This window comes from Sphingomonas immobilis (genome assembly GCF_030580995.1).
GTDB lineage: Bacteria > Pseudomonadota > Alphaproteobacteria > Sphingomonadales > Sphingomonadaceae > Sphingomonas > Sphingomonas immobilis.
In genome coordinates this window covers 103,415-129,094 of the sequence record NZ_JAUQSZ010000007.1, presented here as the reverse complement: position 1 = coordinate 129,094, position 25,680 = coordinate 103,415, and the positions used below count along the sequence as shown (strand labels likewise).

General features: G+C 67.9%; 29 protein-coding genes and 2 tRNA genes. 10 read left to right on the top strand and 21 right to left on the bottom strand.

Going from position 1 to position 25,680, the window contains the following annotated elements:
* The first annotated feature begins 6 nt into the window (after window positions 1-6).
* The gene (locus Q5H94_RS11690) at window positions 7-225 is read left to right on the top strand and encodes a hypothetical protein (RefSeq protein ID WP_304561449.1); all 219 of its coding nucleotides are present in this window, start codon (window positions 7-9) and stop codon (window positions 223-225) included.
* Here Q5H94_RS11690 and Q5H94_RS11685 read toward each other — a convergent pair.
* From Q5H94_RS11685 to Q5H94_RS11675, 3 genes are all read right to left on the bottom strand, one after another.
* Window positions 222-809: an urea carboxylase-associated family protein gene (locus Q5H94_RS11685; protein ID WP_304561448.1), complete on the bottom strand. Its 588-nt coding sequence runs from the start codon at window positions 807-809 to the stop codon at window positions 222-224. The two genes, Q5H94_RS11690 and Q5H94_RS11685, sit on opposite strands and share 4 nt — an antisense overlap.
* Window positions 806-1,525 (bottom strand): guanitoxin biosynthesis heme-dependent pre-guanitoxin N-hydroxylase GntA, encoded by a 720-nt coding sequence (gene gntA / locus Q5H94_RS11680; RefSeq protein WP_431312163.1) that lies wholly within the window; start codon window positions 1,523-1,525, stop codon window positions 806-808. The genes Q5H94_RS11685 and gntA overlap by 4 nt, the downstream gene beginning before the upstream one ends.
* A 93-nt stretch (window positions 1,526-1,618) precedes the next feature.
* Window positions 1,619-1,695 (bottom strand) — tRNA-Arg (locus Q5H94_RS11675).
* A gap of 82 nt (window positions 1,696-1,777) precedes the next feature.
* On the opposite strand from Q5H94_RS11675, the gene Q5H94_RS11670 reads away from it, so the two are divergent.
* On the top strand, window positions 1,778-2,278 hold the full coding sequence (locus Q5H94_RS11670) for a hypothetical protein (RefSeq protein WP_304561446.1): 501 nt from the start codon (window positions 1,778-1,780) through the stop codon (window positions 2,276-2,278).
* Here the strand turns inward: Q5H94_RS11670 and Q5H94_RS11665 are convergent.
* From Q5H94_RS11665 to Q5H94_RS11645, 5 genes are all read right to left on the bottom strand, one after another.
* Entirely contained in the window at window positions 2,254-2,808 is a 555-nt protein-coding gene (locus Q5H94_RS11665) for a GNAT family N-acetyltransferase (RefSeq protein ID WP_304561445.1), read from the bottom strand. The genes Q5H94_RS11670 and Q5H94_RS11665 overlap by 25 nt on opposite strands.
* Window positions 2,805-3,332 (bottom strand): GNAT family N-acetyltransferase, encoded by a 528-nt coding sequence (locus tag Q5H94_RS11660; protein ID WP_304561444.1) that lies wholly within the window; start codon window positions 3,330-3,332, stop codon window positions 2,805-2,807. The genes Q5H94_RS11665 and Q5H94_RS11660 overlap by 4 nt, the downstream gene beginning before the upstream one ends.
* A complete protein-coding gene (gene hemB, locus Q5H94_RS11655) occupies window positions 3,329-4,318 on the bottom strand; it encodes a porphobilinogen synthase (protein WP_304561443.1) in 990 nt (329 codons plus the stop codon). The genes Q5H94_RS11660 and hemB overlap by 4 nt, the downstream gene beginning before the upstream one ends.
* Window positions 4,319-4,336: 18 nt before the next feature.
* On the bottom strand, window positions 4,337-5,785 hold the full coding sequence (locus tag Q5H94_RS11650; RefSeq protein ID WP_304561523.1) for an MATE family efflux transporter: 1,449 nt from the start codon (window positions 5,783-5,785) through the stop codon (window positions 4,337-4,339).
* Window positions 5,786-6,002: 217 nt separating this feature from the next.
* Complete coding sequence (locus tag Q5H94_RS11645) at window positions 6,003-8,771, bottom strand: valine--tRNA ligase (protein WP_304561442.1); 2,769 nt, start codon at window positions 8,769-8,771, stop codon at window positions 6,003-6,005.
* Between the two features lie 92 nt (window positions 8,772-8,863).
* Between Q5H94_RS11645 and Q5H94_RS11640 the strand changes: the two genes are divergently transcribed.
* Window positions 8,864-9,268, top strand: a complete 405-nt coding sequence (locus Q5H94_RS11640; protein WP_304561441.1) for an MAPEG family protein — start codon at window positions 8,864-8,866, stop codon at window positions 9,266-9,268.
* Window positions 9,269-9,272: 4 nt separating this feature from the next.
* On the opposite strand, the gene Q5H94_RS11635 is transcribed toward Q5H94_RS11640, so the two are convergent.
* Genes Q5H94_RS11635 through Q5H94_RS11620 form a run of 4 tightly spaced genes read right to left on the bottom strand, consistent with a single transcriptional unit; the run spans window position 9,273 to window position 14,080 of the window.
* Window positions 9,273-11,321 (bottom strand): S9 family peptidase, encoded by a 2,049-nt coding sequence (locus Q5H94_RS11635; protein WP_304561440.1) that lies wholly within the window; start codon window positions 11,319-11,321, stop codon window positions 9,273-9,275.
* A 47-nt stretch (window positions 11,322-11,368) separates the two neighbouring features.
* Window positions 11,369-11,848 (bottom strand): DUF2497 domain-containing protein, encoded by a 480-nt coding sequence (locus Q5H94_RS11630; protein WP_304561439.1) that lies wholly within the window; start codon window positions 11,846-11,848, stop codon window positions 11,369-11,371.
* Between the two features lie 52 nt (window positions 11,849-11,900).
* The gene (locus Q5H94_RS11625) at window positions 11,901-13,397 is read right to left on the bottom strand and encodes a TolC family outer membrane protein (protein ID WP_304561438.1); all 1,497 of its coding nucleotides are present in this window, start codon (window positions 13,395-13,397) and stop codon (window positions 11,901-11,903) included.
* A gap of 17 nt (window positions 13,398-13,414) precedes the next feature.
* Window positions 13,415-14,080 (bottom strand): protein-L-isoaspartate O-methyltransferase family protein, encoded by a 666-nt coding sequence (locus tag Q5H94_RS11620; protein WP_304561437.1) that lies wholly within the window; start codon window positions 14,078-14,080, stop codon window positions 13,415-13,417.
* A 163-nt stretch (window positions 14,081-14,243) separates the two neighbouring features.
* Between Q5H94_RS11620 and Q5H94_RS11615 the strand changes: the two genes are divergently transcribed.
* A tRNA-Cys gene (locus Q5H94_RS11615) sits at window positions 14,244-14,317 on the top strand.
* 7 nt (window positions 14,318-14,324) lie between these two features.
* Here the strand turns inward: Q5H94_RS11615 and Q5H94_RS11610 are convergent.
* Window positions 14,325-14,717, bottom strand: coding sequence for a (deoxy)nucleoside triphosphate pyrophosphohydrolase (locus Q5H94_RS11610; RefSeq protein WP_304561522.1), 393 nt, complete (start codon window positions 14,715-14,717; stop codon window positions 14,325-14,327).
* 100 nt (window positions 14,718-14,817) lie between these two features.
* Here Q5H94_RS11610 and Q5H94_RS11605 point away from each other — a divergent pair, with 100 nt between their 5' ends.
* The 3 genes from Q5H94_RS11605 (at window position 14,818) to Q5H94_RS11595 (ending at window position 15,561) form a co-directional block, all read left to right on the top strand.
* Entirely contained in the window at window positions 14,818-14,994 is a 177-nt protein-coding gene (locus tag Q5H94_RS11605) for a Flp family type IVb pilin (RefSeq protein ID WP_304561436.1), read from the top strand.
* A 147-nt stretch (window positions 14,995-15,141) separates the two neighbouring features.
* Complete coding sequence (locus tag Q5H94_RS11600) at window positions 15,142-15,309, top strand: Flp family type IVb pilin (RefSeq protein ID WP_304561435.1); 168 nt, start codon at window positions 15,142-15,144, stop codon at window positions 15,307-15,309.
* Window positions 15,310-15,390: 81 nt separating this feature from the next.
* Window positions 15,391-15,561, top strand: coding sequence for a Flp family type IVb pilin (locus Q5H94_RS11595; RefSeq protein WP_304561434.1), 171 nt, complete (start codon window positions 15,391-15,393; stop codon window positions 15,559-15,561).
* A gap of 18 nt (window positions 15,562-15,579) precedes the next feature.
* Here the strand turns inward: Q5H94_RS11595 and Q5H94_RS11590 are convergent, their stop codons facing one another.
* Genes Q5H94_RS11590 through Q5H94_RS11575 form a run of 4 tightly spaced genes read right to left on the bottom strand, consistent with a single transcriptional unit; the run spans window position 15,580 to window position 19,396 of the window.
* Window positions 15,580-16,527: an acetyl-CoA carboxylase carboxyltransferase subunit alpha gene (locus Q5H94_RS11590; protein WP_304561433.1), complete on the bottom strand. Its 948-nt coding sequence runs from the start codon at window positions 16,525-16,527 to the stop codon at window positions 15,580-15,582.
* Window positions 16,528-16,540: 13 nt separating this feature from the next.
* Window positions 16,541-17,455: a tyrosine-type recombinase/integrase gene (locus Q5H94_RS11585; protein WP_304561432.1), complete on the bottom strand. Its 915-nt coding sequence runs from the start codon at window positions 17,453-17,455 to the stop codon at window positions 16,541-16,543.
* Window positions 17,452-19,242: a hypothetical protein gene (locus Q5H94_RS11580; RefSeq protein ID WP_304561431.1), complete on the bottom strand. Its 1,791-nt coding sequence runs from the start codon at window positions 19,240-19,242 to the stop codon at window positions 17,452-17,454. Before Q5H94_RS11580 ends, Q5H94_RS11585 begins: the two co-directional genes overlap by 4 nt.
* 16 nt (window positions 19,243-19,258) lie before the next feature.
* A complete protein-coding gene (locus tag Q5H94_RS11575; protein ID WP_304561430.1) occupies window positions 19,259-19,396 on the bottom strand; it encodes a hypothetical protein in 138 nt (45 codons plus the stop codon).
* Window positions 19,397-19,482: 86 nt separating this feature from the next.
* Between Q5H94_RS11575 and Q5H94_RS11570 the strand changes: the two genes are divergently transcribed.
* From Q5H94_RS11570 to Q5H94_RS11560, 3 genes are read left to right on the top strand one after another with little or no spacing between them, the layout of a single operon-like run.
* Window positions 19,483-20,022, top strand: a complete 540-nt coding sequence (locus tag Q5H94_RS11570) for a shikimate kinase (RefSeq protein ID WP_304561429.1) — start codon at window positions 19,483-19,485, stop codon at window positions 20,020-20,022.
* Window positions 20,019-21,119 carry a 3-dehydroquinate synthase gene (gene aroB, locus Q5H94_RS11565; RefSeq protein ID WP_304561428.1) on the top strand — a complete coding sequence of 367 codons (1,101 nt, stop codon included), beginning with the start codon at window positions 20,019-20,021 and terminating at the stop codon, window positions 21,117-21,119. The genes Q5H94_RS11570 and aroB overlap by 4 nt, the downstream gene beginning before the upstream one ends.
* Complete coding sequence (locus Q5H94_RS11560) at window positions 21,116-22,234, top strand: patatin-like phospholipase family protein (protein ID WP_304561427.1); 1,119 nt, start codon at window positions 21,116-21,118, stop codon at window positions 22,232-22,234. The genes aroB and Q5H94_RS11560 overlap by 4 nt, the downstream gene beginning before the upstream one ends.
* 168 nt (window positions 22,235-22,402) lie before the next feature.
* Here the strand turns inward: Q5H94_RS11560 and Q5H94_RS11555 are convergent, their stop codons facing one another.
* Genes Q5H94_RS11555 through Q5H94_RS11540 form a run of 4 tightly spaced genes read right to left on the bottom strand, consistent with a single transcriptional unit; the run spans window position 22,403 to window position 25,536 of the window.
* Window positions 22,403-22,735, bottom strand: coding sequence for a DUF423 domain-containing protein (locus tag Q5H94_RS11555; protein WP_304561426.1), 333 nt, complete (start codon window positions 22,733-22,735; stop codon window positions 22,403-22,405).
* Entirely contained in the window at window positions 22,732-24,489 is a 1,758-nt protein-coding gene (locus Q5H94_RS11550; RefSeq protein WP_304561425.1) for a cation:proton antiporter domain-containing protein, read from the bottom strand. Before Q5H94_RS11550 ends, Q5H94_RS11555 begins: the two co-directional genes overlap by 4 nt.
* Window positions 24,486-24,920, bottom strand: a complete 435-nt coding sequence (locus tag Q5H94_RS11545; protein WP_304561424.1) for an iron-sulfur cluster assembly scaffold protein — start codon at window positions 24,918-24,920, stop codon at window positions 24,486-24,488. The genes Q5H94_RS11550 and Q5H94_RS11545 overlap by 4 nt, the downstream gene beginning before the upstream one ends.
* 55 nt (window positions 24,921-24,975) lie before the next feature.
* Window positions 24,976-25,536: a CvpA family protein gene (locus tag Q5H94_RS11540; RefSeq protein WP_304561423.1), complete on the bottom strand. Its 561-nt coding sequence runs from the start codon at window positions 25,534-25,536 to the stop codon at window positions 24,976-24,978.
* Window positions 25,537-25,680 lie beyond the last annotated feature (144 nt).

Here is a 25,680-nt window from a genome sequence, read left to right as displayed (position 1 = left end):
ACGCGCATGTGGCGCAAATTCTCCCGGCTGTTCGTAATCAAGAACAAATTCGAGGCATTTCTCGTCATCTACGGCCTCGGGCTCGGCGCGGTCGAGCGCGGTATCCATTATGTCGAGCAGTATCACGGCAGCGTCGGCGGCTGGATGCTGTTCGCCGTCTGCCCGATCGCGGTGTTCATGGCGGGCGCGCGGATACTGGATTCGGTCGAGAACAATAAAGGCTAGTCGATCCGGTACGCGATCGGCTTGAAGCTGCCGCCGTTCGAGGCGGGCGCGGAGCAGGCGGTGAGGCCGATGACGAGGTCCATCGCCGCGCGGAACACGATCCTGTCGCCCGCCTTGCTGACCGGCGGCTCGACGCTGAGCTTGCCCGTCTCGCCATCGACCGGCACGTTCATGAAGCAGTTGAACGCGACAGGGATGCGATCCGGCAGGACGCCGTAGGGCTCCAGCGCGGCAGCGAGATTGCCGAAGCAGCCGCGATGCTGCGGCAGATCGGGATAGAAATGCACGAACGTCTCCCGGCTGCACGGCGTCAGCAGGAAATCGTGCAGGCCGACGCTGTCCTCGATGATCTCGAGCAGGATATTGCTGCGGTTCGAATAGAGGCTGTGCCCGGTCGTCAACCGAATCGTCTCGGCATAATCGAGCGTGCGGCCGGAAGAGATCACCTCGTCCACGTCGCGCGCGTTGAAGGCCAGCAGATCGGCGACCTGCATGCCCTTCGGATCGATGACGGTGAGCGTCTGGCCCGAGGAAAGCGTGAAGGCGGCACCGCTGCGTTCGGGAATCGTGACGGTCTCGCTCACGCCGCCCCACCCGAATCTGTGCCCGAATATTGGAACGGGCAGCGCCATTCGCCATCGACCGCGCGGCCGGAATATTGCCGCGCCTCGCTCGCCTCGCCGTGGCGCGCTAGCATCGGGTTGCGCGTGCCTGCCAGCGCTTCGTCGCGGACCATGATCTTCTCGCGCATGCCCTCGTATTTGTTCTGCGCGCGCAGCATCGTGAACTGATCGTGCAGGTTGAACACCATCGCCGGCCGCGCGAAGCGGCGCGCGGGGCGGCTTGCCTGCGGGTGGAGGCCGACGATGAAGAACGCCTCACCGCCGAAGCTCAGCGAGAAATGCGGGCTGTCCGGGTCGGCGCTGACGGAAGAATCGTAACCCTGCCCGCGCCACACATCCTTGTCGGAGAGCGACTGCGCGCGCTCCCACAGCGCCGTCTCGAACGCCGTCTCGTCGAGATCGTCGGGGCCTTCGAACACGACCGCGAAGCTGCGGAAGAGCTGCGGATCCTTGCGATACTCGGCGGCGAAGGCGAGCAGGCCGTCGTGAATGCGCAGATCGTCCCACGCGCTGTCGATCCGGTCGCAGGCCAGCACCTGCAGGGTGCCGCGCGCCAGCGCCGCCTTCGCACCGACGCAGGGGAAGTCGGCGTCGGCGACATAATCCTGAAGGAGTGTCTGAAGCGCTTCCTGGCTGCCATGCTGCCAGGAGAACATCGGAGTTGCGGGAGTTTGCATGAGCCACAAGACGCGGCGCGCGGGGGCAATGTTCCCGCCATTCATGCTGATAAGGATCAACTGCGCGTGCCGGAAAACCGACGAGCAGGAAAATGGTGCACCCAGAGCGATTCGAACGCCCGACCCTCAGATTCGTAGTCTGATGCTCTATCCAGCTGAGCTATGGGTGCATTGGAGCGGCGCTGTTAGCGGCCTCTTCCGGGGGATGCAAGTGCGTTGCGCGATTTATCCGCTGCGCATACAGCGGCCGGCATGAAGCGCCTCCTCCCCCTCGCCTGCCTCGCCCTTACCGCCGCCGGCTGTGTCGAAGGCGGGCCGGGCCGCTATCCTTCGCTGTTGCCACGCGAGATCGAGAAGCGCGGCGATGCCGAACCGGAAACGCCGATCGCCATCGCCGATCCCGATCCTGCGCTGGACCGCGCGCTGACCGGTCAGGCCAAGATGCTCGACGATACGCAGGCTGCCTTCGCCCCTGCCGCCGACCGGGCGGAAGCCGCCGCCAAGGGTGCGCGCGGCGACGCCGTGGGGAGCGAGCGCTGGATCGCCGCGCAGACCGCGCTGGCCGAGCTCGACACCTACCGCGCGACGACCTCCGCCACCGTCACCGATATTGAACAGGTCGCGCTCAACCGCGCCGCAGAGGGCAAACCGCCCTACCCTTCGGTCGATGCGCTCAAGACCCGTGGAGAGGCGCTGCTGGACGGACAGAGCGCGCGAATCGCGGCGATTCAGGCGATGTTGCCGGGTTCCTGAACGGGCCTTGCGATTCGATACGTGATGTGCGGGCGCAATGCGTGCCCCACAGGCAGGACGGGATGCTCGAAATCCTCTGACGGCACGCGGCGCATGCCGAGCCGCTCCATCAGCCCCCAGCTCCGGTCGTTGCCGATCACGGTGATCGCCGCGACTTCCGCCGCGTCGAGATTTGCCCAGGCCCAGTCGAGGCTCGCCTGCGCCGCCTCGCGCGCATAGCCCTGCCCCCAGGCCGCGCGCGCCAGCCGCCAGCCGACCTCGATCTGCCCGACGATCGGCGTGCCCTCCGGCCCCGGTTTCAAGCCGCAAAAGCCGAGGAACGCACCGTCCGAGCGCCGCTCGACCGCCCAGAAGCAATAGCCGTGGCTGGCGATAAAGTCGTTCTGGCGCGCGGCGGCGGCCTCGGCGTCGGCAAGGCTCAGCGGTTCGCCGAGATAGCGCATCACCTCGGGATCGTTGCCCATCGCGTGGAACGGTGCGACATCGGCCTCGCGCCAACCGCGCAGGATCAGGCGCTCGGTATCGATCACGGCCGGGAAATCGCAAACGTTACCGACGCGCGCAGCGGATCGCCGGGCGGATAGCTCGCGCTCTCGTAATCGCCGTCGGGGAGGCGCGCCATGCCGAGCTTCTCCATCAGCCGCTGACTCTTGACGTTGCGCGCCGAAGTGATCGCAACAATCCGCGCATCGGCGGTGTTGGCCCAGCCCCAATCGAGCATCGCCGCCATCGCCTCATAGGCATAGCCTTGCCCCCAGAAGGGCGAGGCGACGGTCCAACCGGCCTCAAGCTCGCCGTGAATGGCCAGGTGGCTCTCGCCGCGCTTCAGCCCGCAGAAGCCGATCATCGCGCCGTCGCTGCGCCGCTCCACCACCCGGAAGCCGAGCCCCTCGTGGCGATAGCCGTCATGCTTGGCGATCGTGGCGTCGCTGGCGGCTTCGTCCTTGATCGGCCCGAGATCGGCCATCACCAGCGGATCGGCCCACATCGCGTGCAGCGCCGCCCGGTCGCGCGGCTCGGGCACGCGCAACAACAGCCGCTCCGTCGCGATCATGCGCCCAGCAGGCGCGCCGCGTGGAGCGCGTGATAGGTGAGTACCCCCGAACAGCCCGCGCGCTTGAACGCCATCAGCGTCTCCAGCACGACCGCGTCGCGCTCGGCCGCACCGGCGGCGACGGCGGCCTCGATCATCGCATATTCGCCCGACACCTGATAGGCGAATACCGGCACGCCGAACTCGCTCTTCACCCGCACGATGATGTCGAGATAGGGCAGGCCCGGCTTGACCATCACGCTGTCGGCACCCTCCGCGAGATCGAGCGCGACCTCACGGATCGCTTCCTCGGCATTGGCCGAATCCATCTGGTAGGTCTTCTTGTCGCCCTTCAGCAGCCCGCGCGAGCCCACGGCGTCGCGGAACGGGCCGTAGAAGCCGCTCGCATATTTGGCCGCATAGGACATGATCTGGACGTTGATGCGGTTCTCCGCCTCCAGCGCGTCGCGGATCAGGCCGATGCGGCCGTCCATCATGTCGGAGGGTGCGATGACGTCCGCCCCAGCCGCCGCCTGGTTGAGCGCCTGCTGCACCAGCATGTCGGCCGTCTTGTCGTTGAGGACGTAACCGGCCTCGTCGAGCAGCCCGTCGTGGCCGTGCGCCGTGTAGGGATCGAGCGCGACGTCGGTCAGCACGCCGACCTCGGGCACCGCATCCTTCAGCGCGCGGGTGGCGCGGCACATCAGATTGTCGGGGTTGAGCGCCTCGCGGCCATCCTCGCTGCGCAGGCCCGCCGGCGTATTGGGGAACAAAGCGATGCACGGGATACCTGCGTCGCGCGCCTCCTTGCCCCGCGCCACGATATTGTCGACCGACCAGCGCGAGACGCCCGGCAGGCTTGCGATCGGCTCCTCGACGCCCTCCCCTTCGCTCACGAACAGCGGCCAGATCAGGTCGGCGGGGGTCAGCACGGTCTCGGCGTGGAGGCGGCGGCTCCACGCGCTGGCGCGGGTGCGGCGAAGGCGGAGGGCGGGATAGTGGCTCATGGCCGCGCCTTTGAACCCTCAACCCGTCGGGTGCAACCGCCCGGCGGGTTCGGAGGTGGCGTGCGCGCTTTCCTCGCCCGTGCTCGGGTGCGTGGCGGGTGGCACGGCCATGCGCATGTCGCGCCAGTTGCCGCGCAGGAAATACCAGACCGCGAGCGCGAGCGAGACGATCGAGCTGAGCGGGAACGCCAGCCACAGCGCATCGCCGCCGAACAGCGGCAGGCCGAACAGGGCGATACCGAGCCGAACCGGTATCAGCGCGATCAGCAGGATCACCAGCGGCACCACCGTCGCACCATTGGCGCGCACCGTCGCGAACAGCACCATCGTCGCGCCGAACAACAGGAACGTCCAGCTCGCGAGCAACTGAATATGCCGCGCGATCGGAATCGCCGGGCTCTCGCCGCCGATGAACAGCGCCATCACCGGCCGGTCGAACAGGATGATCGCGGCGATGACCACCAAGGTGATGATGCTGTTGTAGACGATGCCCGACCGCGTGATGCGATTGACCCGGTCCCACCGGCCCGCGCCGATATTCTGCGCCGCCATGCTGCTGCACGCCGCGCCGATCGCCATCGCCGGCATCTGGATGTAGTTCCACAATTGCTGCGAGACGGCATAAGCGGCGGCGGTGTCGACGCCGAGCCGGTTGACCAGGCCGATCATGGTCAGCCCCGATATCGACATCACCAGCATCTGCGCCGCCATCGGCACGCCCTTGGCGACGATGATGCGCACCAGCGCCGGATCGGGCGCGAGATAGGCAAGCTCCGCGCCGCGCAGCCGGATCGGCAGATCGCGGGCATAGATGTAGATGACCAGCCCGAACGCAGAGACCACCGCCGCGATCAGCGTGGCGGTCGCGGACCCGGCGATGCCCATCTGCGGGAACGGCCCGATCCCGGCGATCAGCAGCGGGTTGAGCCCCGCGTCGATCACCACGCTCAGCACCATGAACCACATCGGCGTGATGGCGTCGCCGACGCCGCGCAGCCCCATCTGGATGAGCGCGCCGACCATCGTGAAGGGCAGCCCGATGAAGATCACGCGCAGATAGACGAGCGCCATCTCCTGCGCCTGCCCCGGCGTCGCCAGCACATGCAGGATCTGCGGCGCAAACACCCAGCCAAGCGCGGCGATGAGGATGCCGATGCCGACCACCAGGCCGATTGCCGAACCGAACGCGCGCCGGGCGGCATCGATGTCGTGCCGGCCCATCGACTGGCCGATCAGGATCGTCGCCGCCATGCCGAAGCCGAACACCGCACTGAACGTCAGGAACATGATGATCGTGGCGTTGGACGTCGCCGCCAGTGCGCTTTCGCCCAGGAAGCGCCCGACCCAGATCGCATTGACCGATCCGTTGAGCGTCTGGAGGATGTTCGACGCCAGCGTGGGCAGCGCGAACAGCAGCAGCGTGCGGCCGATGGGTCCGGTGGTGAGATCGCGGCTCTGCGGTGGCATGGCCACGATGGTCTCCTGTTCGATTGCGGCGTTGGTACGCAGGCTCAATGGATTCGGCTAGCGCTTGCGTGCCGCCTGAAAGTTAGACCTCGCTTGTCAGATTGACACCTGAATCGAAAATGTAAGCTTCGATCGTTTCCGTTTTTGATCCAATCCTGCGACTCGACACGGTGGGCGACTTGCCGACTGTGACAGACACGCGACCTGTAGGACAGCGTCACCCCAGCCGCGCCAGCGCCGCCGCCAGCCGCTCCGCCTCGGCCGCTTTCTCGGCGTGGTCGGCACGCGCCTTCTCGACCGCCTCGGGCTTGGCGCGCTCGACGAAGCTCGCGTTGCCGAGGCGGCCCGCGAGCGCATCGCGCTCCTTCTCCGCCGCCGCGATCCCCTTGGTGAGGCGTGCGCGCTCGGCGTCGAGATCGATCACGCCTTCGAGCGGGAGGACATAGGTCGCCTCGTCGATCACGACCTGCACCGCGCCGGTCGCGGGCGCGGGGCCATCGGCGAGATCGATACGGGCGAGCCGCGCGATCGCGCCGCGCTGGCGATCGATCCGTGCCGTCGTGGCGTCATCGGCATCGCGGACGTGGAAGGCCATGCGCGTGCCCGGCGTGACGCCGAGTTCGTTGCGCGCCGCGCGCACCTCGCTCACCAGCCGGATCAGCCAGTCGATCTCCCTGCTCGCCTCGGCATCCATCGATCGCGCATCGGCCATCGGCCATTTCGCGACGATGAGCTCGTAATCGCGCGCGCCCAGCTTCGACCACAGTTCTTCGGTGACGAAGGGCATGAACGGATGGAGCAGCACGAGGATCTGGTCGAGCACCCAGCCCGCAACGGCGCGCGTCTCGTCGGCCTCGGGGCCGGGCAGTGCCGCGGACGTTCCGCTCTGCGAGGCTTCCCCCACCCCCTGCCCCTCCCCTGAAGGGGAGGGGTTTGAGGATAGGACAGGCCCTTCCACCTTGCTCAGGACGGGCTTGATGAGTTCGAGATACCAGTCGCAGAAGCGGCTCCAGGCGAACTGGTAGATCGCGTTCGCCGCGCCGTCGAAACGATAGTCGGCGAGCGCGAGGTCGACCGCCTGCACCGTCTGGATCGTCTCGGCGATGATCCATTTGTTGACGGCGAGCGTCGCCTCCGGCGCGTCGAGCGTCTTGCTCGCGCCGATGCCGTTCGACTGGCAGAAGCGCGCGGCGTTCCACAGCTTGGTCGCGAAGTTGCGATAGCCCTCGACGCGCTTCTCATCCATCTTGATGTCGCGGCCCTGGCTCTCCATCGCCGCCATGAAGAAGCGCAGCGCGTCGGCCCCGTACTGGTCGATCAGGCCGAGCGGGTTGACGACATTGCCCTTCGACTTCGACATCTTCGCGCCATCCGCGGCGCGGACGAGGCCGTGCAGGTAGAGCGTGCGGAACGGCACGTCCTTCATGAAGTGGATGCCCTGCATCATCATGCGGGCGTCCCAGAAGAACAGGATATCGAAGCCGGAGATCAGCACGTCGTTGGGGTAGCGGCCGTGGAGCGTCGGATTCGCCTCATCGGGCCAGCCCATCGTCGCGAACGGCCACAGCGCGGAGGAGAACCAGGTGTCGAGGACGTCGGGATCCTGCTCCAGCTTGACCGAGGGCCCCGCCTGCGCCTGCGCTTCCTCGGCGGTCAGCGCGACATAGACCTTGCCGTCGTCGCCGAACCACGCCGGAATCCGGTGCCCCCACCACAATTGCCGGCTCACGCACCACGGCTGGATGTTCTCCATCCAGTTGAAATAGGTCTTTTCCCAGCTCGCGGGCACGACCTTCACCGCGCCGGATCGCACCGCCTCGATCGCGGGCTTCGCCAGCGTCGCGGCGTCGACATACCATTGGTCGGTCAGCCACGGCTCGATCACCACGCCCGAGCGGTCGCCGTAGGGCGTCTGGATCGTGCGCGGTTCGGCGTCGTGCTCGGCACCCTCCTTGTCGACGTGCGGCACAAGGAAGCCCTCGTCCTTCAGCCGCGCGACCACGCTTTTCCGCGCATCCGCCGTCGACAGCCCGAGCAGTTCCGCCGGGATCAGCCCATCGCTCGTTTGCGTCACGTTCGCCTTGGCGTCGAGCATGTTGAGCATCTCGCCCGCCTTCATGCCGGCGCGCTTGCCGACCTCGAAGTCGTTGAAATCATGCCCCGGCGTGATCTTCACCGCGCCCGAGCCAAGGCTCGGATCGGCATGTTCGTCGGCAACGATGGGAATGAGCCGCCCGGTGATCGGCAGGCGCACGTTCTTCCCCACCAGCGCGGTGTAGCGCTCGTCCTGCGGGTTCACCGCCACCGCCATGTCGGCGAGCATCGTCTCCGGTCGCGTCGTCGCGACGTGGATGTACCCGCTACCGTCCTCAAGCGGATAGCGCAGGTGCCAGAAGCTGCCCTTGATCTCGCGCGTCTCGACCTCGAGGTCGCTGATCGCGGTGCCAAGGCCGGGATCCCAGTTCACGAGGCGCTTGTCGCGATACAGGAGCCCCTGGTTGTAGAGATCGACGAACACCTTGAGGACGGCCTTCGAAAAACCCTTGTCCATCGTGAAGCGTTCGTTCTTCCAGTCCATCGAACAGCCGAGGCGGCGGAGTTGCGACGTGATCTCGCCGCCGCTTTCCGCCTTCCACTCCCAGACCTTCTCGACGAATTGTTCGCGCGAGAAATCGGTGCGCTTCTGCTGCTTGAGCGCCATCTGGCGCTCGACCACCATCTGCGTGGCGATGCCGGCGTGATCGGTGCCGACCACCCACAGCGCATCCTTGCCCTTCAGCCGGGCGTGCCGCGCAAGGATATCCTGCAGCGTGTTGTCGAGCGCGTGGCCGATGTGCAGCGAGCCCGTCACGTTGGGCGGCGGGTTGACGATCGTCCACGGCTCCGCGCCGGGGCGGTCGGGATGGAAGAGATCGTTCTCCTCCCAATGCGCGTACCAGCGGCGCTCGATCTCGGCGGGGTCGAAGGTTTTGGGAAGCTCGGTCATGGCGCCAGCGTTTACCGGCGCGCGCTCAAAATAAAAGAGCGGGCCGCGCAGGGCGTGATAGAGTTCTGCCGTCAACGGTCGGGGGAGCGCCAATGCATATCGAAGTCTTCGTCCTCGCATGGGGCTGCGTGCTCGCACTCGTCCATATCTTCGCGGCGGCGACGCTGCGGACGAAGCAATATGGCAGCGACTGGAACGCGGGCCCGCGCGACGAGGAGATGCCGCCGCCCAACCCGACGGTCGGCCGGTTGACGCGCGCGCAGGCGAATTTCTTCGAGACCTTCCCGCTCGTCGTCGCGGCGGTGGCGGGGCTCGGCATCATGGGCATCCACACGCACTGGACGGCGATCGGCGCGCACCTCTGGTTGTTCGCCCGCGTCGCCTATCTGCCGCTCTACGTCTGGGGCGTGAAGTATGTGCGCTCGGCCGCGTTCATGGTCAGCCTTGCGGGAATCGTCATCATGCTGTGGCCGCTGCTGTTCGCGCTACACGGATAGGCGGCTATTTCGCCGCCTTGCCGGTATATGTGTTGAGCCAGCCGAGCACCTCATGATACCATTGGCGGCTTTCCTTGGGCTTGAGCACCCAGTGGCTGCCGCCGGGGAACACGACCAGCCGCGAGGGGATCTCGCGGCGCTGGAGCGCGGTGAAGCTGGCGATGCCCTGCGTATAGGGGATGCGGTAGTCGCCCTCGGAGGTGATGACGAGTTGCGGCGTCTTCCACTTCGCAACGTGGTTGACCGGGTTCCACTTCTCGAACTCGGCCGGTGCCTCGTAATAGGGGTGCCCGCCATGTTCCCATTCGTCGAACCACAGTTCCTCGGTCTCGTAGGCCATCGCGCGGGCGTCGAACACGCCGTCGTGCTGGACGATGCACTTGAAGCGATCGGGCCAGTTGCCCTCGATCCAGTTCATCATATAGCCGCCGTAGGACGCGCCGAGCGCGCAGGCATTGTCGCCGTCGAGCCAGGAAAATTTGGTCGTGGCGGCGGCGAGGCCCTTCTGCAGATCCTCGAGCGGCCAGCCGCCCCAGTTGCTGCGGATCGCGTCGGTGAAGGCCTGGCCGTAGCCGGTCGAGCCGTGGAAATCGACCGCGACAAGGCCATAGCCCGCGCCCGCGAACAGCATCGGGTTCCAGCGATAGGACCAGCTGTTGTTGCTCGATCCCTGCGGCCCGCCATGGACCATGTACGCGACCGGCACCTTGCCGGTGCTGCCCGCCGGCTTCATCGCATAGCCCCAGACGGTGTCGTTGTTCGCGCCGGTGAAGCTGAAGCGCGTGACGGTGGGGATGTCGATGCCCGCGAGCTTCGTCGCGTTGACGCTGGTGAGGCGCTGCGGCTTGCCGCCTGAGAGCATCCAGAAATCGTCGGGCGCGGTCAGGCTGTTGAGCGCGTAGACGAGCCCCTTGGCGGTCGGCACGACGGCGGAGACGTTGCCTTGCTGGGTGAGGCGCGTGACCTTGCCCGAGGCGGCATCGACCGACCAGATCGGGTTCTCCTGCGTGTCCTCGGCGGTGACGATCAGGCGCTTGCCGTCCGGCGCCCAGGCGATCGAGCCGATCGAGCGGTCCCAGCTTTCGGTCAGCGGCTTGACCGTGCCGCTGGCGAGATCGCGCAGCATCAGCACCTGCCGGTCGGCCTCATAGCCCGCGCGCTTCATCGACACATAGGCGAGCCACTTGCCGTCGGGCGACACGGTCGGCAGCGTGTCGGTGCCCTTGTTGTTCGCCGTCAGATTGACCGGCGCGGCCGAGCCGTCCGCCGGGGCCGCGAAGATATCGAAGTTGGTCGACAGCGGCTCGATCCGGCCCGCCTCGCGCAGCGCGAAATAGACGGTCTTGCCATCCGCGCTCCATGATACTTCGCTGCCGTCGCCGAACGGCTTGGAGGGGGTGTCGCCGACCAGCCCGCTTTCGATTGCGGTGCCGCTGCCGGGCGCACCCGCTGCCGTCAGCGCCAGCACGAACAGTTGCGAGCGGTTGCCGTCCGCCCAGCTCGCCCAGTGGCGCACGAACATCTGGTCGTAGGTGCGGGCGTTGCCGGCCATGCCGTCCTTCTTGACCATCGGCAGTTCGAGGCTTGGAGCGCCGGGCTTGCGATCGGCCCAGATCAGCAGCTTGTCGCCTGCGGGCGAGACCTTGAAGCCGCCCATGCCGCCCTTGAAATCGGTGAGCTTCGTCGCCGTGCCGCCGGCGATGCCGATCGACCAGACGGCGTCCTCGCCGCCCTTGTCGGACTGGAACCAGACGGACTTGCCGTCGGCCGAAATCTGCGGCGCGGTTTCGTTGACGTCGGCCTCGGCGACGAGCTTCACCGGCGCGGCACCCTTCTTCGTCAGATCGAGTCGCCAGAGATCGTAGCGGCCGCCGTCGATCTGCAGATCGGTCTCGCGCTGCTGGTAGACAAGCCAATGCCCATCCGCCGAAACGGTGGGCGACGACACGCGCGACAGCGAGATAACGTCGTCGATGGTGAGCTGGCGGGCGGCGGCGGGGGCTGCAGCGACGAAAGCGAGTGCGGCGGCGCTCGCGAACAGGATGTTTCTCATGTTACGGGTTAAGCAGAACGCCCCGCCCCCCGCAACCGGCGATCGGCTCAGCGCTGGCCGGTGATCCGGCTGATCTCGCGCGCGACCATCTGTTCGACCATCGCCGGCAGCTTGGCGTCGAGCCATTCGCGCAGCATCGGGCGGATCATCTCGCGCACCATGCCTTCCAGCGTGTCGCTGCCATTGGTTTCCGGCTTGACGATCAGGCGCGAGAGCGCATCGAGCGGCCCGCGCGTCGCGTCTACGGCGTCCTGCGAGACGAGCGCCTCCGAACGTGCGGGAGCGGCAGGAGCAACGCGGGCGGGCTGGGCCGCAACCGGCGCCGCGACCTGCTCGGCCTGGGCGAAAGGACGCTCGGTCGCGACCGGCTCGCTCAGTTCCAGGATTTCGCGCGGCTCGGGCGCTGGGTTGATGACCGGGCGCGGCGCGCGGCGCGGGCGATCGGCGACGTCGCCTTCTTCGGCGATGATCCGCTTGATCGACGAGAGGATGTCCTCCATCGACGGCTCTGCGCTGATATCCCCCATCGACGGCAACCTCGCGACCTGAGACGCCGAAATTCAGCGCCTCTTAACCACGTTATTTTGCGGGAGCCGGGGCCTTGTTGTCAACCGGCGTGTCGAGCTCGGGCTCGAGGGGCCGTGTTACTACGGAGGTCTGCGCCGGGCTGGCGGCGGTGCTGGTCGCGACCGGCGCCGGCGTCGGGTCCGATCCGAAATCCCAGATCGTGTTGCGCACCTTCTTGTAATGGATCAGCGGATCGTAGAGCGGCCCGCCGTCGAGCCCGAGATCCTTGGCCTCTGCCTTGCCCATCGCCGCGAGCAGCGCGAAGCCCGCGACATAGGCGTCCCGCTGCGCGGAGACGAGCGTGATCTGCGAGTTGAGCAGCTCCTGCTCGGCGTTGAGAATGTCGAGGATCGTGCGGCTGCCGACACTGTTCTCGGCGCGCACGCCCTCCAGCGAGAGCTTGTTGGCATCGACCGCGACCTGGCTCGACGCGATCACCTGCAGCGAGGATCGCCATGCGGCATAGGCGCTGCGGGCCTGTGCGATGATGTTGCGTTCGGTCGCGGTCGTCTGCTCGATCGCCTGCGCCTGGCGGGCCTGTGCCTGGCGGACCTGCGCGGTCGGCGCGCCGCCCTGGAAGATCGGCACGCTGATCTGCGCGCCGACATAGGCCGACTTGCCGCTCTGCGACACCAGCGCCCCGGTCGTGCCCGCACCGCCGAGCGACCCCAGGTAATTATAGTAATTGCCGCTGGCGACGGCGGAGACCTGCGGCAGGCGGCTCGCGTTCGCGGCCTTTACGTCATAGGCGGTCGCGTCGCGGTTCTTGCTTGCCGCGAGCAGCGCCGGATTGTCATGCAGCGCGACATCGACCGCCGCGGTCGGATCGGCGGGCAGGTTGGGCAGTTCGGGCGGCTGTTCGAGCGTGCCCGGCGGCGTACCGACGAGCTGGACGTAATTCTCGCGGCTGCTGATGAGCCGGGCCTGCGCATTCTGCAACTGGCTCTGGGCCAGCGCGAGACGTGCCTCGGACTGGGCGACGTCGGTGCGGGTCAGGTCGCCGACCTGGAAGCGGTCGCGGCTCGCCTGCAGATTGACGTCGAGGACATGGACGTTCTGCGTGTTGAGCGCGACGATCGTCTCGTCGCGGATCACGTCCATATACGCGCCGACCACCGACGAAAACACGCTCGCCTCGGTATCGCGCAGGCCGTAGCGGCCCGCCTCGACGCGGGTATCCGCGGCGCGCACCGAATTGCGCACGCGCCCGCCGGCGTAGAGCGGCACCGTGATCTGCGGCTGGACGATCACCTGCCGGTCGGGCGAGACGAAGTTGTTCGACGCCTTCAGCACGTTCTCGGCATATTGCCCGGTCAGCGAAACGCTCGGCAGGCCGTTCGCGCGGGCAAGCGGTACGCCCTCGTCCGTGGCGCGCAGATTCGCGCGTTCGGCGGTGAGCGTCGGATTGGTGTTGTATGCCTTGACCAGCGCCTCGCGGAGCGTCTCCGCGGCCGCCGGACCGGCCAAAAGCGAAAGCGCCGCGCCTGCAAGAAGATAGGAATATCGCATCGGGCGGGCGCGGTCTTTCAGAAGCTGAAGGTCTTGGGGGCCGCAAAACCCGGCAGCGGCACACATTCGATATCGGCGAAATCGACGAGGCCGAAGCCGCCCGCCGTGCGCCGGCCCGCGCTGAGCCGCGTCACGCCGCGGTCGGCCAGACCGGCGACGGCACGGCCGCCCGGCTTGACCTGCGCAACGATGGCGTCGGGGATCTGTTCGACCGCACCGTCGACGAACAGCACGTCATATGGGCCGGAGTCGGGCGCTCCCGCTTCCAGTGGCCCCTCGATCAACGTGACGGTCGGATACTCGGCGAGCGCGGCGCGTGCCTGCGCGGCGAGCGCGGAATCGCTCTCGACCGCGACCACCGAGGCAACGAGTTCGGACAGCACCGCAGCGGTGTAGCCGCCCGCCGCCCCGATCAGCAGGACGCGGTCGTCGCTTTTCAGATAGGCCTCGGTCAGCAGGCGTCCGGTCGCGATCGGCACGTTCTGGAACCGGCCACCACCAAGCGGCACGGCGGTGTCGCGATAAGCGATCGCAGCGACGCTTTCCGGCAGGAACGCCTCGCGCGGCACACGGTCCATCGCGGCGACGACGCGCGGGTCGCTGACGGCGTTGGTGCGCAGCTGGCTCGCCACCATCGCGCGGCGCATCGCCACTTGGGTGGGCTGGGAAGCGGAGATCGTCATGCTGGCACCTCTGTGGCACAGCCGTGTTAGCCATGCAATACACTATATTCGCTAGCGGCTTGTATCGCGCCGCATCACCAACGCCAAGCGACGCAGGCGTTTTTTGCCGAGGTGTTGACTTGCGGGCACGGCCCGCGCATTTGCGCCCGCTCCACGCGATCGGGGCCCGATGGCGGAGTGGTGACGCAGAGGACTGCAAATCCTTGCACCCGGGTTCGATTCCCGGTCGGGCCTCCAGCTTTTCTCACAGGCACAACGCCGCGATCGCTTCGGCGAATCGCACGTCGGCGGGCGGCATCGGCAACGTCTTGAGTTCCGCCACGTCGCACCAGGCGAGCGCGGCGGCATCCAGCATCTGCGGCACGCCCTGCCAGCGGCGGCAGGCATAAAGCAGCAGGATCATTTCCCGCGCGTCCGCCGGGCCGGTCGCGAAGGTGACGGGCACGAGATCGCCGGGCGCCACCGCGATGCCCAGTTCCTCGGCCAGTTCGCGCACCAGCGCCGCCTCGGGCGTCTCGCCGGGCTCTACCTTGCCGCCGGGATATTCCCAAAGCCCGGAAAGCGCCTTTCCCGGCGGGCGCTGCTGCACCAGCACCCGCGCGTCCGCATCGATCAGCGCGGCGGCGACGACCAGCATCGGCGCGGAAATGTCGGTCAAATGCGCCGCCTTGGCATTTCGTTAACGCTCCTCGGTTAAGTTTTACGGGGTTTATCGCGACATTCGGGACGGGGCGAGAATGCTGTTTAGGCTGATCAGGAAGGTTGCGCGTGACCAGCGCGGGGCGACCGCGGTCGAATACGGCATCATCCTGGCGGTCATCGTGCTGACGATGGTCACGGCGCTCGCCGGCGTTGCCACCACCACCACCGGCATGTGGAACAACATCAGCGACAAGGTGAACAACGCGCACTGATAGTTAAGCGCGCGCTAAGACTAAGGTCGAAAAAAAATCTTTGCGTTTAAACTTTTGTCAACGGTGCCTCTCTAAAACGAACATTGCTGCTCCGGTCTACCCGGTTCAGTCGGGTACTGAAGCTATCGAACACTTGGAGAAGAAATCATGCAGACCATCCGCAAGTTCATCAAGAACAGCAAGGGCGCGACCGCAATCGAATACGGTCTGATCGCTGCTCTGATCGCCGTCGCTGCGATCGCCGCCATGCAGGGCCTGGGCAACCAGCTGAAGGCGACCTTCGGCAACGTCCAGTCGAACATGAAGGCTTCGTAAGCTCTAAACAGCTTACTTGCTTCAAACGAGGGCGGCGAAATCATCGGGTTTCGCCGCCCTTATTTGTTTCGGGAGTGCCGCATGGCAAAGAAACTGTTCACGATGCTGCGCCAGACGCGCGGCGCGACGGCCATCGAATATGGCCTGATCGCAGCGCTGATCGCCGTCGCCGCGATCGCCGCGATGCAGGGCCTCGGCAACCAGCTGAAGAAAACCTTCGGCAACGTCCAGTCGAACATGAAGGCCAGCTGATCGGTCGGCGGTTCTTTCCTAGAACCGCCCCATCGCCAGGAATTTCTCGCGCCGCGCCTTGCGCAGCGCATCGGGGTTCAACCCCGACAGATCGCCCAGCGCGCTCGCGATACCATCGCCGAGCGAGGCGATCGCCGTGGCCGGTGCGCGGTGCGCGCCGCCCATCGGTTCGGGCACGATCGCGTCGATAACACCCAGCCCTTTCAGATCCTGCGCAGTGACTTTCATCGCCTCCGCCGCGTCCGCCGCCTTGTCGCCGGTGCGCCACAGGATCGAGGCGCAGCCTTCGGGCGAGATCACCGAATAGATCGCGTGTTCGAACATCAGCACCTTGCTGGCCGCCGCGAGCGCGATGGCACCGCCCGAGCCCCCTTCCCCGACGACCGCCGCGACCATCGGCACGCCGAGCGCGAGGCATTGTTCGGTCGACCGGGCAATGGCCTCCGCCTGGCCGCGCTCCTCGGCCTGCACGCCGGGGAAGGCGCCCGAGGTGTCCACCAGCGTGACGACCGGCAGGCCGAAACGGTCGGCGAGCTGCATCAGGCGGATCGCCTTGCGATAGCCCTCCGGCTTGCCCATCCCGAAATTGTGGCGGATGCGCGTGGCGGTGTCGTCGCCCTTCTCATGGCCGATGACGATGACGCGCTGCCCCCGGAAGCGGGCGAAACCGCCGAGGATCGCCTGATCGTCGGCAAAGGCGCGGTCTCCGGCGAGCGGCATATATTCGTCGAACAGCCCGGCGACATAGTCCTTGAAGTGCGGCCGCTCCGGGTGGCGGGCGACCTGCGTCTTTTGCCACGGGGTGAGCTTCGCGTAGGTATCGCGCAGCAGTTTGTCGGACTTGGCCTGCAGCCGCCCGACATCGGCGGTGATGTCGACGCTGCCGTCGGCGGCGGTCTCGCGCAGTTGATCGATCCGGCCTTGCAGCTCGGCGATCGGTTTCTCGAAGTCGAGGAAGCTTGCCATAAGGTGCGCTCGGTTAGGCGGGTGTGCGCTTCGCGTCAACGCGCGCGCGTGCTTCGGCGAGCGGGTGGCGCTCGTTGACCAGCGCGACGAGGCGGCTCGCGTCGACGTGCGTATAGATTTCCGTCGTGGCAATGTCGGCGTGGCCGAGCATGGATTGCAGCGCGCGCAGATCCGCGCCGCCCGCCAGCAGATGCGTCGCGAAGGCGTGGCGCAGGACGTGGGGGCTGATGCGGTCGGGCGGGATGCCGGCCTCCGCGCCCAGCGCACGGAGGATCTGGAAAAGGCGGACGCGCGACAGGTGGCTCTTGCCCGAGGGAAACAACCATAGCCGGTCGCTCGCGACATGCTGACGCCACGCCGCCACCGCCGCCCGCGCGCGGTCCGAGATCGGCACCAGCCGCTCGCGTCCGCCCTTGCCCTTCAGGATCAGATACGGCCGGTCGGACGCGATGGCGCTGCGCGGGAGCGACACGAGTTCCGTCGCGCGCAGGCCGGAGCCGTAAAGCAGCTCGACCAGAGCGGAGAGGCGGAGGTCGCGCAGATCGACCGGATCGGCCTGCAGCCTTGCGGCGATGACGGCGAACAGGCGATCGACGTCGTCGCGGCCCAGCACCTTTGGCAGCGACCGCCGCGCGCCGGGCCGCGGCAGTGCGCCGCCGGGATCGTCGGCGCGGTGGCCCTCACCCGCGAGGAAGGCGAAGAACCGGCGCAGCGCGGCGGACTTCCGAGCGACGCTGGCGTGCGAGAGATCGATCCACTGGCCGGCGAGGCGGATGAGGTCATCGGGCGTCGCGTCGCTGAGCTTTCCCTCGAGAAAGCCCGAGGCCAGCGCGAGGTCGCTGCGATAGGCGGCGATGGTGTTCTTCGCCGCCCCGCTCTCGGCCGCCATCATTTCGAGGAAGCGGTCGATGAGGCCGCGGTCGTTCACAACCGTGCGATCGCCTCGGCAGCGATCATCCGCGCCTCGCCCTCGAGCCCGACCGAGCGCAGCGCGACGGTGATGTGATACAGTGCCTCGGGCGAGACACCGCGCCACACAGGCGTCTGCATGCCGACCGCCGCGAGGAGGAGGACCGTTCCGGGCTGGTTGCCCTCCGCCGCCTGCGCAATCGCGCGGGTCCAGGCGTTTTCCGCACCGATCTTGACGTCGAGCGCGCGCGCACCCGCCTCGATATCGGCGTTCGACATCCGCCCCAGACCCGCCATTCCGGCGAACAGCATCCGGCGCTTGCGCTCCGCCGCCTCGCCATTGCCGACATAGCTGCTGAGCGCGGCATACGTGGTGCCGCGCGAATCGGGATCGGCGAGCAGCAGCATCGCGCGCGCATCGCTGGTCGCGGCGACGGCGCGGCGCCATTTCTGCGCGCTGCGGTCCATGCCGGCCGACAGCATCGCCGCGACGATCGAATCGGCGTCGGCCCCTTCCGCACCCACCGGCACGCGCGCCGCGGCATGCGCCGTCAGGATCAACCGGGCATAGCGTCCGTCGGGGGATTTCGGCGCGTCCCACAGCGATTTCATCGCCGACAGTCGGGCGGCGACATCGCCGCCCGAATAGGCCGTCTGAAGATCGCGGGCGACGCCCATTTCCGGCAGCGAATTGTCGCCTTCCTCGCCGATCGCGCCGTAGAGATCGACCAGCGCGGTGCTCGACAACACGCCGCGCAGCGCCGCCCGCTCGGCAACCTTCGCACGCGCAGGCGTCAACAGATTGGGCGACAGCGCGCGCCAGGCATCGACATAGCGCTGCGTCCCGTCGAGCAATTCCTGCGGCACGTCGGTGCCCGAGGCGAGCGCGAGGCCGAAGCGCCATGCTGTCAGCCGATCGACGCCTGCCCATTCGATCGTCACCGCCTGCTGCCCGCCGGTGGCCGAGCCCGCGACCTTCTGCGCGAGCAGCATGTCGATGCCGTCGCGGAGGCCCTGCTTGCGCGCGTCCTTGAACAGCGCATTGACGCGGCCCGGCGTGCCCGCCAGCCCCGCGCACATCGCCTTCGCCAGCAGCCAGCCGCGCTCGCGCCCCAGCGTCACGCCGCCCGCCACGACCGGGCAAAGCGCCGCCGGATCGCCGGTCGCGAGCGCCGACTGCATCGCCATCTCGTACAGCTTTGGCGTGTAATCCTGATTGTCGACGCTCTGCACGACGGCGCGCGCCGACACCGATTCGCCCATGCGCAGCAACAGCCACGCGCGCTCCGCCGCAAAATCTGCGCCGTTGATGCCGGCGGGCGTATCGACCTTCGACAGCAGCGCACGGCGCAGCGCGATCGACAGCCAGCGCGAGGCGATCGGCGTGTCGAGCGAGCGCATCAACGCCTCGACATACAGGCCCTTGGCATCGCCGAACGCGCTTGCAGGAAGCCCGCCGTCGTAGAGATCGACCGGCCCGACCTGCGCCAGCGAGCGGCGCGCGAACGGCGGCATGTCGTAGCGCACCGGCATCAGCCCGGTCGGCGTGGCGGTCGGCGTCGGCAGCGGCGTGGGGGTCTCGCCCGGCATCGGCAGCCCGACGATCGAGGGCGGCAGGCCCGGTGTCGTCGACACCGCGGGCGGCGGCAGCGTCTGCGTGCGGACGACGGGCGGCGCATCGCCGCTACGGGTGGCGCGCGGCGTCGGGGTCGGCGCGGGCTCACCGAAACCGGGCGGCAGGATCGATTCGGGCGAGCTCTGCCCCAGCGCGGGGATTCCCACGCCGAGCGCGATCAGCCCCGCCAAGCCGAGAAAGGAAAGCTCAGCCCTGGAGATTCGCAAGCGTGACAACCTTCTCGACATGAGTCAGGGGCTTTTCCGACGAACGGCCGGCCAGCAGGAACAGCCCGCCGACCAGAACGACGGCGACGACCAGAAGAACGACGAGCGAACGGGGCATCTTGGAAAACCTTGTAACAACCGCGCAAAACGCGCCCGGCTCGACCTTTTGCCCGAGCGGCGGGTGCGCTGTATAGCCCTCGCTTGATGTTGCAAAGCCCCGCCCCCCTGCCGGCCTGGACCGGGCTGCCGATCGTGCTCATCGGGCTGATGGGCGCGGGCAAGTCGACCGTGGGGCGCAGGCTCGCCGTGCGCATGCGCCTGCCCTTCGTCGATGCCGATACCGAGATCGAAACGGCGGCGGGCATGACCATCACCGAGATGTTCGCTCGCTTCGGCGAGGCGCACTTCCGCGACGGCGAGCGGCGCGTGATCCAGCGCCTCATCAACGGCGAACCGCGCGTCATCGCCACCGGCGGCGGCGCGTTCATGAACGACGAGACGCGCGCGCTGATCCTCGAAAGCGCCATCGCGATCTGGCTCGACGCCAGCCCGGACGTGCTGGTCGAGCGGGTGAAACGCCGCGACAACCGCCCCCTGCTGCGGCAGGGCGATCCGCTCGAGGTGCTGCGGGGCCTCGCGGAAATCCGCAACCCGGTCTATGCACAGGCGCCGATCCGCGTCGTCAGCCAGGCGGCGCCGCATGACGCGACCGTCAACGCCATCCTGAAAGAACTCGGCCTTTGACCATCGTTCCCGTCGCGCTGGGTGCGCGCAGCTATGACGTCGTGATCGAGGCGGGCCTGCTCGCGCGTGCCGGGGATAGGCTCGCGCCGCTGTCGCGCGGACGAACGATGGCGATCGTCACCGACGAGAACGTGCGGCCGCATCTCGCGACGTTGCAGGCGGCGCTGACGGCGGCGGGTGTGGCCAGCGAAGCGATCGTGCTGCCTCCTGGCGAAGCTACCAAAAGCTGGGCGCAGTTGGAGGCGCTGTCGGATCGGCTGCTCGATCTCGGCGTCGAGCGTGGCGATCACGTCATCGCGCTCGGCGGTGGGGTGATCGGCGACCTCGTCGGCTTCGCGTGCAGCATCCTGAAGCGGGGCTGCGGCTTCGTGCAGGTGCCGACCACGCTGCTCGCACAGGTCGATTCGTCCGTCGGCGGCAAGACCGCGATCAACACCCGCGCCGGCAAGAATCTGATCGGCGCGTTCCACCAGCCGGCGCTCGTGCTGATCGACCCGCAGGTGCTAGACACGCTTCCCGACCGGCAGGTACGCGCGGGCTATGCCGAAGTGGTAAAATACGGACTGATCGACGATCCCGCCTTCTTCGCCTGGTGCGAGGCCAACGGACCCGCGCTGCTGACCGGCGTGCCCGAAGCGCGCGAGGCGGCGATCGCCTATTCGGTCGCGGCGAAGGCCCGCATCGTCGGCGAGGACGAGCGCGAGACCAAGGGGCGGCGCGCGCTCCTCAATCTCGGCCACACCTTCGGTCATGCGCTGGAGGCGGACACCGGTTTCTCCGACAAGCTGCTGCACGGCGAGGCGGTCGCGGCAGGTATGGCGCTGGCATTCGGTTTCTCCGCCTCACAGGGCCTGATGCCGGAAAGCGATGCCGATCGCGTGGCGGCGCATCTGCGCTCGGTCGGTCTGCCCGATGGGCTCGCGGCGGCGGGTGTCTCGGGCGACGGCAAGGCGCTGGTCGCACACATGCTGCACGACAAGAAGATGGACGCCGGCACGCTCCCCTTCCTGCTCGCGCGCGGCATCGGCGAGACGTTCGTCGACAAACAGGTCGATCTCGGCGCGGTCGCCGCCTTCCTCGACGCGCAGCCACGATGAGGGTGCGCGCCGCTCTCGCCGCGCTGATGCTGCTGACGGCGAGCGGCTGCGTCACGATCAAGCGCGACGCCTTCACGGCGGCCGAACAGGCGACGGCCTATCCGGTCGGCTTTCCCGGCGTGCGCTATGCCGGCGATGCGTCGCTCGGCACGATCTACAAACCGCCTGCCGATCATGCGCCGGTGATGATCGCCTTGTCGGGCGGCGGCGCGAACGGCGCGTTCGGCGCGGGCGTGCTGTGCGGCTGGAGCGAGGCGGGCACGCGGCCGCAGTTCGACGTCGTCACCGGCGTCTCGACCGGCGCGCTGATGGCCCCATACGCCTTCCTCGGCCCGAAGTGGGATGCGCAACTCCGCGCCGCCTATACCGACGGGCGCACCTCGCACCTGCTGCCCTTCCCTTTCATCAAGCCGCTGTTCCGTGACAGCGTCTACACCGGCAAGCGGCTCTACGCGCTGGTCGATCGCACGATCACGCCCGATATGGTCGCCGCCATCGCCGCCGAACACGCGCGCGGCCGCCGCCTGCTCGTCGCCACCACCGATCTCGATACCGAGAAGCTGATCGTGTGGGACATCGGCGCGATCGCGACGCGCGGCGGGCCCGAGGCACGCGCGCTGATCGTGACGGTGCTGACCGCCTCCGCCGCGATCCCCGGCGTCTTCCCGCCGGTGATGATCCCGGCGCAGATGGGCAGCCATGTCGCCGCCGAACTGCACGTCGACGGCAGCACGGTCGGCGCGTTCTTCGCGCTGCCCGACGCCGCGCTGATCCGCCCGGTGCCGGGGGCCGCGAACGGGGGGCGCATCTACGTCCTCATCAACGGCAAGGCCGACAGCGAATTCACCGTCACGCAACGCTCGCTGTTTTCGTTGCTTCAGCGCAGCTTCTACACCGCGAGCAAGGCCGCCCAGCGCACCTCGCTGGAGACGGTCGCGAAGTTCGGCGAGGACAATGGCGTGGCGACGTTCGTGGCCGCGGTGCCGCCCGAGGCGACCGCATCGTCGATGGACTTCCGCCAGCCGTCGATGGTGGCGCTGTTCGAGATGGGGCGGCAGCAGGCGGCGACGGGCAAGGCGTGGGCGGATCTACCGGGGGTGTTGAAGCGGCGCTAGCCTCCCATTTCCACCTTCTCCCGCCTTTGCGGGAGAGGCAACGAAGACTTGGTTCGCGCACTTCTGCGCGGACTTAGTCGTAGTCGGTGAGGGCCTTCTTCTTTCCGCGGGTCGATAAGAAGAAGACCCTCCCCAACCCCTCCCGCGAATGCGGGAGGGGAGAAGACTTCACCGCGCTGCCACCCAAGCCAGCCACAGCCACCCCGCGATCAGCGCCAGCCCGCCCAGCGGCGTCACCGCGCCCAGCCATTTCGGCAGCCCCAGCGCCATCAGGTACAGCGTCCCCGCGAACACCGCGCCGCCGGCAACGAACAACCAAGCCGAGCCCTTCGCCCCCATCTGTGCCGCCACCAGCGCCGCGACCGCGTGGATGAGCTGATACTCGCCGCCGGTCTTGAGCCATGCCGCCGCCTGCTCGCTCGCCGCGCCGTGCGCGCCGAAAGCGCCCGCGCCGACCGCGATCGCGCCCGACAGCGCCGCCAGGATCACCACCCAGTTCATTTGCCCTCCGGCGCCAGCATCTCGCGGCGGTCCTGCACGATCATCCGCGCGCCCGCCGCGCGCATGTCGCCGGTTTCGAACTGCACTTTCAGCCGTTCCTTGTCGCGGTTGCGGTAATGCTGCTCGCTGCGCTCGATCTCCTCTTCGGGGATGTCGAGGCTCGTCATCGCCAGCCGCGCCATCTTCACCGCCGATTCGAGCACTTCGCGCACGACGCCGTCGACCGGTGCCTCCTTGAGCTTGATCAGTGCGCGCCGGTCGAACGCGCGCACGAAGATGCCGGCCTTGGGGAAGGCCGATTTCACGCCCTCGACGATGTCGGGCGTGATCTGGTCTCCGTCGAGGCAGAACAGGATCAGCTCGGCATCCGCCGCGCCCGCCTGCCGCAACAGATCCAATCGAGTGCCGTCGCCGTAATAGACCTTCGCGCCGAACTCGCTCGCGATGTCGATCATCTCGATATCGGTGTCGATCAGCGTGACGGGGATGCCCTGCGCGATCAGCATCTGGCCGACCGTCTGGCCGAAGCGCCCGTAGCCGACGATCAGCGCGTTGGCACCGTCGACCTTGGGCCCGTCGCGCTCCTCGCGCCGGATCGCCTCGCGCCGCAAGGGGGCCGCCAGCATCATCAGGAACGGCGTCGTCGCCATCGACAGCGTGACGACCGCGCCGAACAGGCTCGCCGCATCGGGGTCGATCAGCCACGCCTTCTGCGCCTGTGCGAAGAGGACGAAGCCGAACTCGCCGCCCTGGCTTAGCAACAGCCCGAGGCCGAGCGCGGCACGCCACGGCATGCGGAATGCCATCGCTATCCCGCTCAGGATCACGATCTTGGTGGCGACCAGCGCGATCGCCATCGTGACGACGAACATCGGCCGCTCGGCGATGGCGTGCAGGTTCAGCATCATGCCGATCGCGACGAAGAACAGGCCGAGCAGGATCGAGCGAAACGGCTCGACATCGGCCTCCAGCTCATGCCGGTACGGGCTGTCGGCCAGCATCACGCCCGCGACGAACGCGCCGAGCGCGGTCGACAGCCCGAGCGTCTCCATGATCGCCGCCGACGCCACGACCGTGAACAGCCCGGCGAACACGAACATCTCGCGCTCGCCGAGATTGCCGATCACGCGAAACAGCGGCCGCAGCAGGAAACGCCCGGCCAGCACCAGCCCGGCGACCGCCAGCACGGTGTAGATGAACAGCAGCCAGCCCGGCGGCCCGCCCTTGTCGGCCGGATTGCGCGACAGCACCGTGACGATCGTGATGAGCGGCACGATCGACAGATCCTGGAACAGCAGGATCGAGAAGGCGCGCTCCCCGAAGGGCGTGCGCAGGCGGCCGGCGGATTGCAGCATCGGCAGCACCTGCGCGGTCGACGACAGCGCCAGCGGCAGGCCGAGCGCGAGCGACGCCTGCCACGAGAAATGCGCCAGCAGCCGCACCACGAGCGTAAGCGCGATGCCGCAGGTCAGCACCTGCAGCAGGCCCAGCCCGAATATCTCCTTGCGCAGCGACCAGAGCCGCGCCGGGTTGAGCTCCAGCCCGACGATGAACAGCAGCAGCGTGATGCCGAGTTCCGCCACGCCGATCTTCTGTTCGGGATCGCCGACCAGCCCGAGCACCTGCGGCCCCACGACCGCGCCCGCGATGAGGAAGCCCAAGGTGGCGCCGAGCCCGAGCCGGCGGAAAATCAGCACGAAGAGGAGCGCGAACCCGCCCAGCACCGCGCCGTCGAGCAACAGCGATTCGTTCATGCGGCACGCGCCCGGGCGGCGGCCTCGGCCGCTTCGGCGGCGGCTTCGAAGGCGAGGCGGATCGAGGCGTGGCGTGCGCTGTGCGGCAGCGCGGGCGCGAACAGGTCGAAGCCGGGCCAGTCAGGCAACGGCCCCTCGCCCGCCAGCCACGCGGTCAGCGCATCGCGCGCCGCCACCAGTTCGGGCGCGCTACGCCCGATCACATTGGCCGCCAGCAGCGAAGACGACGCCTGCCCCAGCGCGCACGCCCGCACCAGCAACCCGACCGCGCTCACGCGCCCGGCATCATCGACGTTCACGTCCACCGTCACCCGGCTGCCGCACACCGGCGACCGCTTCTCCGATGTCGCCATCGGATCGGGTAACCGCTCATGATGCGGGATAGTGGCGGCGAGGCGGAGAATCTCGGTGTTGTAGAGCGGCGCGTTCATGAGGCGGGTGTAGGGCGATTGCGCCGCTTCGTCACCCCGGACATTGGGCCGACCGTTACGGGCGCGGCGTATCGCTCGCATTGCCGGGCGGCGTCGCCGGCCCGAACACCGGCAGGCCCTTGCGCCTGCGATCGACGAAATCGGCGATCCCGGCGCTGGTGGCGTTGAGCAGCGGATAGGTCTTCGACGCCGTCAGCCATTCGGGCCGATGCGACGGGCCGCCGTGGACCGTGTCGGTCATCAGCACGACGAGCAGGAAGCCGAGGCTTGTCAGGATCAGGCCCTTCAGCGCGCCGAAACCGAAGCCCAGCGCGCGGTCGACCGGGCCGATCACCGAATCGCGGATCCGCCCGCTCACCGTGTTGGCGACGATCCGCCCGCCGAAATAGGTGAGCCCGGCCAGCACCGCGAACGCCAGCACTGCCGCCCCCGTCACCGTGCCGACCATGCCGGAAAAGGCGTGCGTCAGCGGTGAGTGGAACAGCTTCAGCGCGAACACGATCGCGACCCAGGCGAACAGCGACAGCACCTCGCTGACGAAGCCGCGCATCAACCCGAGCACCGCCGCGCCGCCGACCGCGAGGATGACGATGATATCGAGAGCGGAGAAACCCATGATCGTGCGCGCTTACGATGGCGGCGCTGGACTGTCGAGTGTGTTGGGGGTGTGGAGCACCTGGACGCGGATGCCGGCGCGGTTCGGGCGGAAGGTCACACTGCGGCGTTGGTCCCGCGCCTGCGCGTTCGGGCGCGGAAGTTT

What these genes read in the sequence shown, in the direction of transcription:
- Q5H94_RS11690 (WP_304561449.1), top strand. Translation starts at nt 7, where the DNA reads ATGTGGCGCAAATTCTCCCGGCTGTTCGTAATCAAGAACAAATTCGAG.
- gntA (WP_431312163.1), bottom strand. Translation starts at nt 1,525, where the DNA reads ATGCAAACTCCCGCAACTCCGATGTTCTCCTGGCAGCATGGCAGCCAG.
- Q5H94_RS11670 (WP_304561446.1), top strand. Translation starts at nt 1,778, where the DNA reads ATGAAGCGCCTCCTCCCCCTCGCCTGCCTCGCCCTTACCGCCGCCGGC.
- Q5H94_RS11660 (WP_304561444.1), bottom strand. Translation starts at nt 3,332, where the DNA reads ATGATCGCGACGGAGCGGCTGTTGTTGCGCGTGCCCGAGCCGCGCGAC.
- hemB (WP_304561443.1), bottom strand. Translation starts at nt 4,318, where the DNA reads ATGAGCCACTATCCCGCCCTCCGCCTTCGCCGCACCCGCGCCAGCGCG.
- Q5H94_RS11650 (WP_304561523.1), bottom strand. Translation starts at nt 5,785, where the DNA reads ATGCCACCGCAGAGCCGCGATCTCACCACCGGACCCATCGGCCGCACG.
- Q5H94_RS11645 (WP_304561442.1), bottom strand. Translation starts at nt 8,771, where the DNA reads ATGACCGAGCTTCCCAAAACCTTCGACCCCGCCGAGATCGAGCGCCGC.
- Q5H94_RS11640 (WP_304561441.1), top strand. Translation starts at nt 8,864, where the DNA reads ATGCATATCGAAGTCTTCGTCCTCGCATGGGGCTGCGTGCTCGCACTC.
- Q5H94_RS11635 (WP_304561440.1), bottom strand. Translation starts at nt 11,321, where the DNA reads ATGAGAAACATCCTGTTCGCGAGCGCCGCCGCACTCGCTTTCGTCGCT.
- Q5H94_RS11630 (WP_304561439.1), bottom strand. Translation starts at nt 11,848, where the DNA reads ATGGGGGATATCAGCGCAGAGCCGTCGATGGAGGACATCCTCTCGTCG.
- Q5H94_RS11625 (WP_304561438.1), bottom strand. Translation starts at nt 13,397, where the DNA reads ATGCGATATTCCTATCTTCTTGCAGGCGCGGCGCTTTCGCTTTTGGCC.
- Q5H94_RS11620 (WP_304561437.1), bottom strand. Translation starts at nt 14,080, where the DNA reads ATGACGATCTCCGCTTCCCAGCCCACCCAAGTGGCGATGCGCCGCGCG.
- Q5H94_RS11610 (WP_304561522.1), bottom strand. Translation starts at nt 14,717, where the DNA reads ATGCTGGTCGTCGCCGCCGCGCTGATCGATGCGGACGCGCGGGTGCTG.
- Q5H94_RS11605 (WP_304561436.1), top strand. Translation starts at nt 14,818, where the DNA reads ATGCTGTTTAGGCTGATCAGGAAGGTTGCGCGTGACCAGCGCGGGGCG.
- Q5H94_RS11600 (WP_304561435.1), top strand. Translation starts at nt 15,142, where the DNA reads ATGCAGACCATCCGCAAGTTCATCAAGAACAGCAAGGGCGCGACCGCA.
- Q5H94_RS11595 (WP_304561434.1), top strand. Translation starts at nt 15,391, where the DNA reads ATGGCAAAGAAACTGTTCACGATGCTGCGCCAGACGCGCGGCGCGACG.
- Q5H94_RS11590 (WP_304561433.1), bottom strand. Translation starts at nt 16,527, where the DNA reads ATGGCAAGCTTCCTCGACTTCGAGAAACCGATCGCCGAGCTGCAAGGC.
- Q5H94_RS11575 (WP_304561430.1), bottom strand. Translation starts at nt 19,396, where the DNA reads ATGCCCCGTTCGCTCGTCGTTCTTCTGGTCGTCGCCGTCGTTCTGGTC.
- Q5H94_RS11570 (WP_304561429.1), top strand. Translation starts at nt 19,483, where the DNA reads ATGTTGCAAAGCCCCGCCCCCCTGCCGGCCTGGACCGGGCTGCCGATC.
- Q5H94_RS11560 (WP_304561427.1), top strand. Translation starts at nt 21,116, where the DNA reads ATGAGGGTGCGCGCCGCTCTCGCCGCGCTGATGCTGCTGACGGCGAGC.
- Q5H94_RS11555 (WP_304561426.1), bottom strand. Translation starts at nt 22,735, where the DNA reads ATGAACTGGGTGGTGATCCTGGCGGCGCTGTCGGGCGCGATCGCGGTC.
- Q5H94_RS11550 (WP_304561425.1), bottom strand. Translation starts at nt 24,489, where the DNA reads ATGAACGAATCGCTGTTGCTCGACGGCGCGGTGCTGGGCGGGTTCGCG.
- Q5H94_RS11545 (WP_304561424.1), bottom strand. Translation starts at nt 24,920, where the DNA reads ATGAACGCGCCGCTCTACAACACCGAGATTCTCCGCCTCGCCGCCACT.
- Q5H94_RS11540 (WP_304561423.1), bottom strand. Translation starts at nt 25,536, where the DNA reads ATGGGTTTCTCCGCTCTCGATATCATCGTCATCCTCGCGGTCGGCGGC.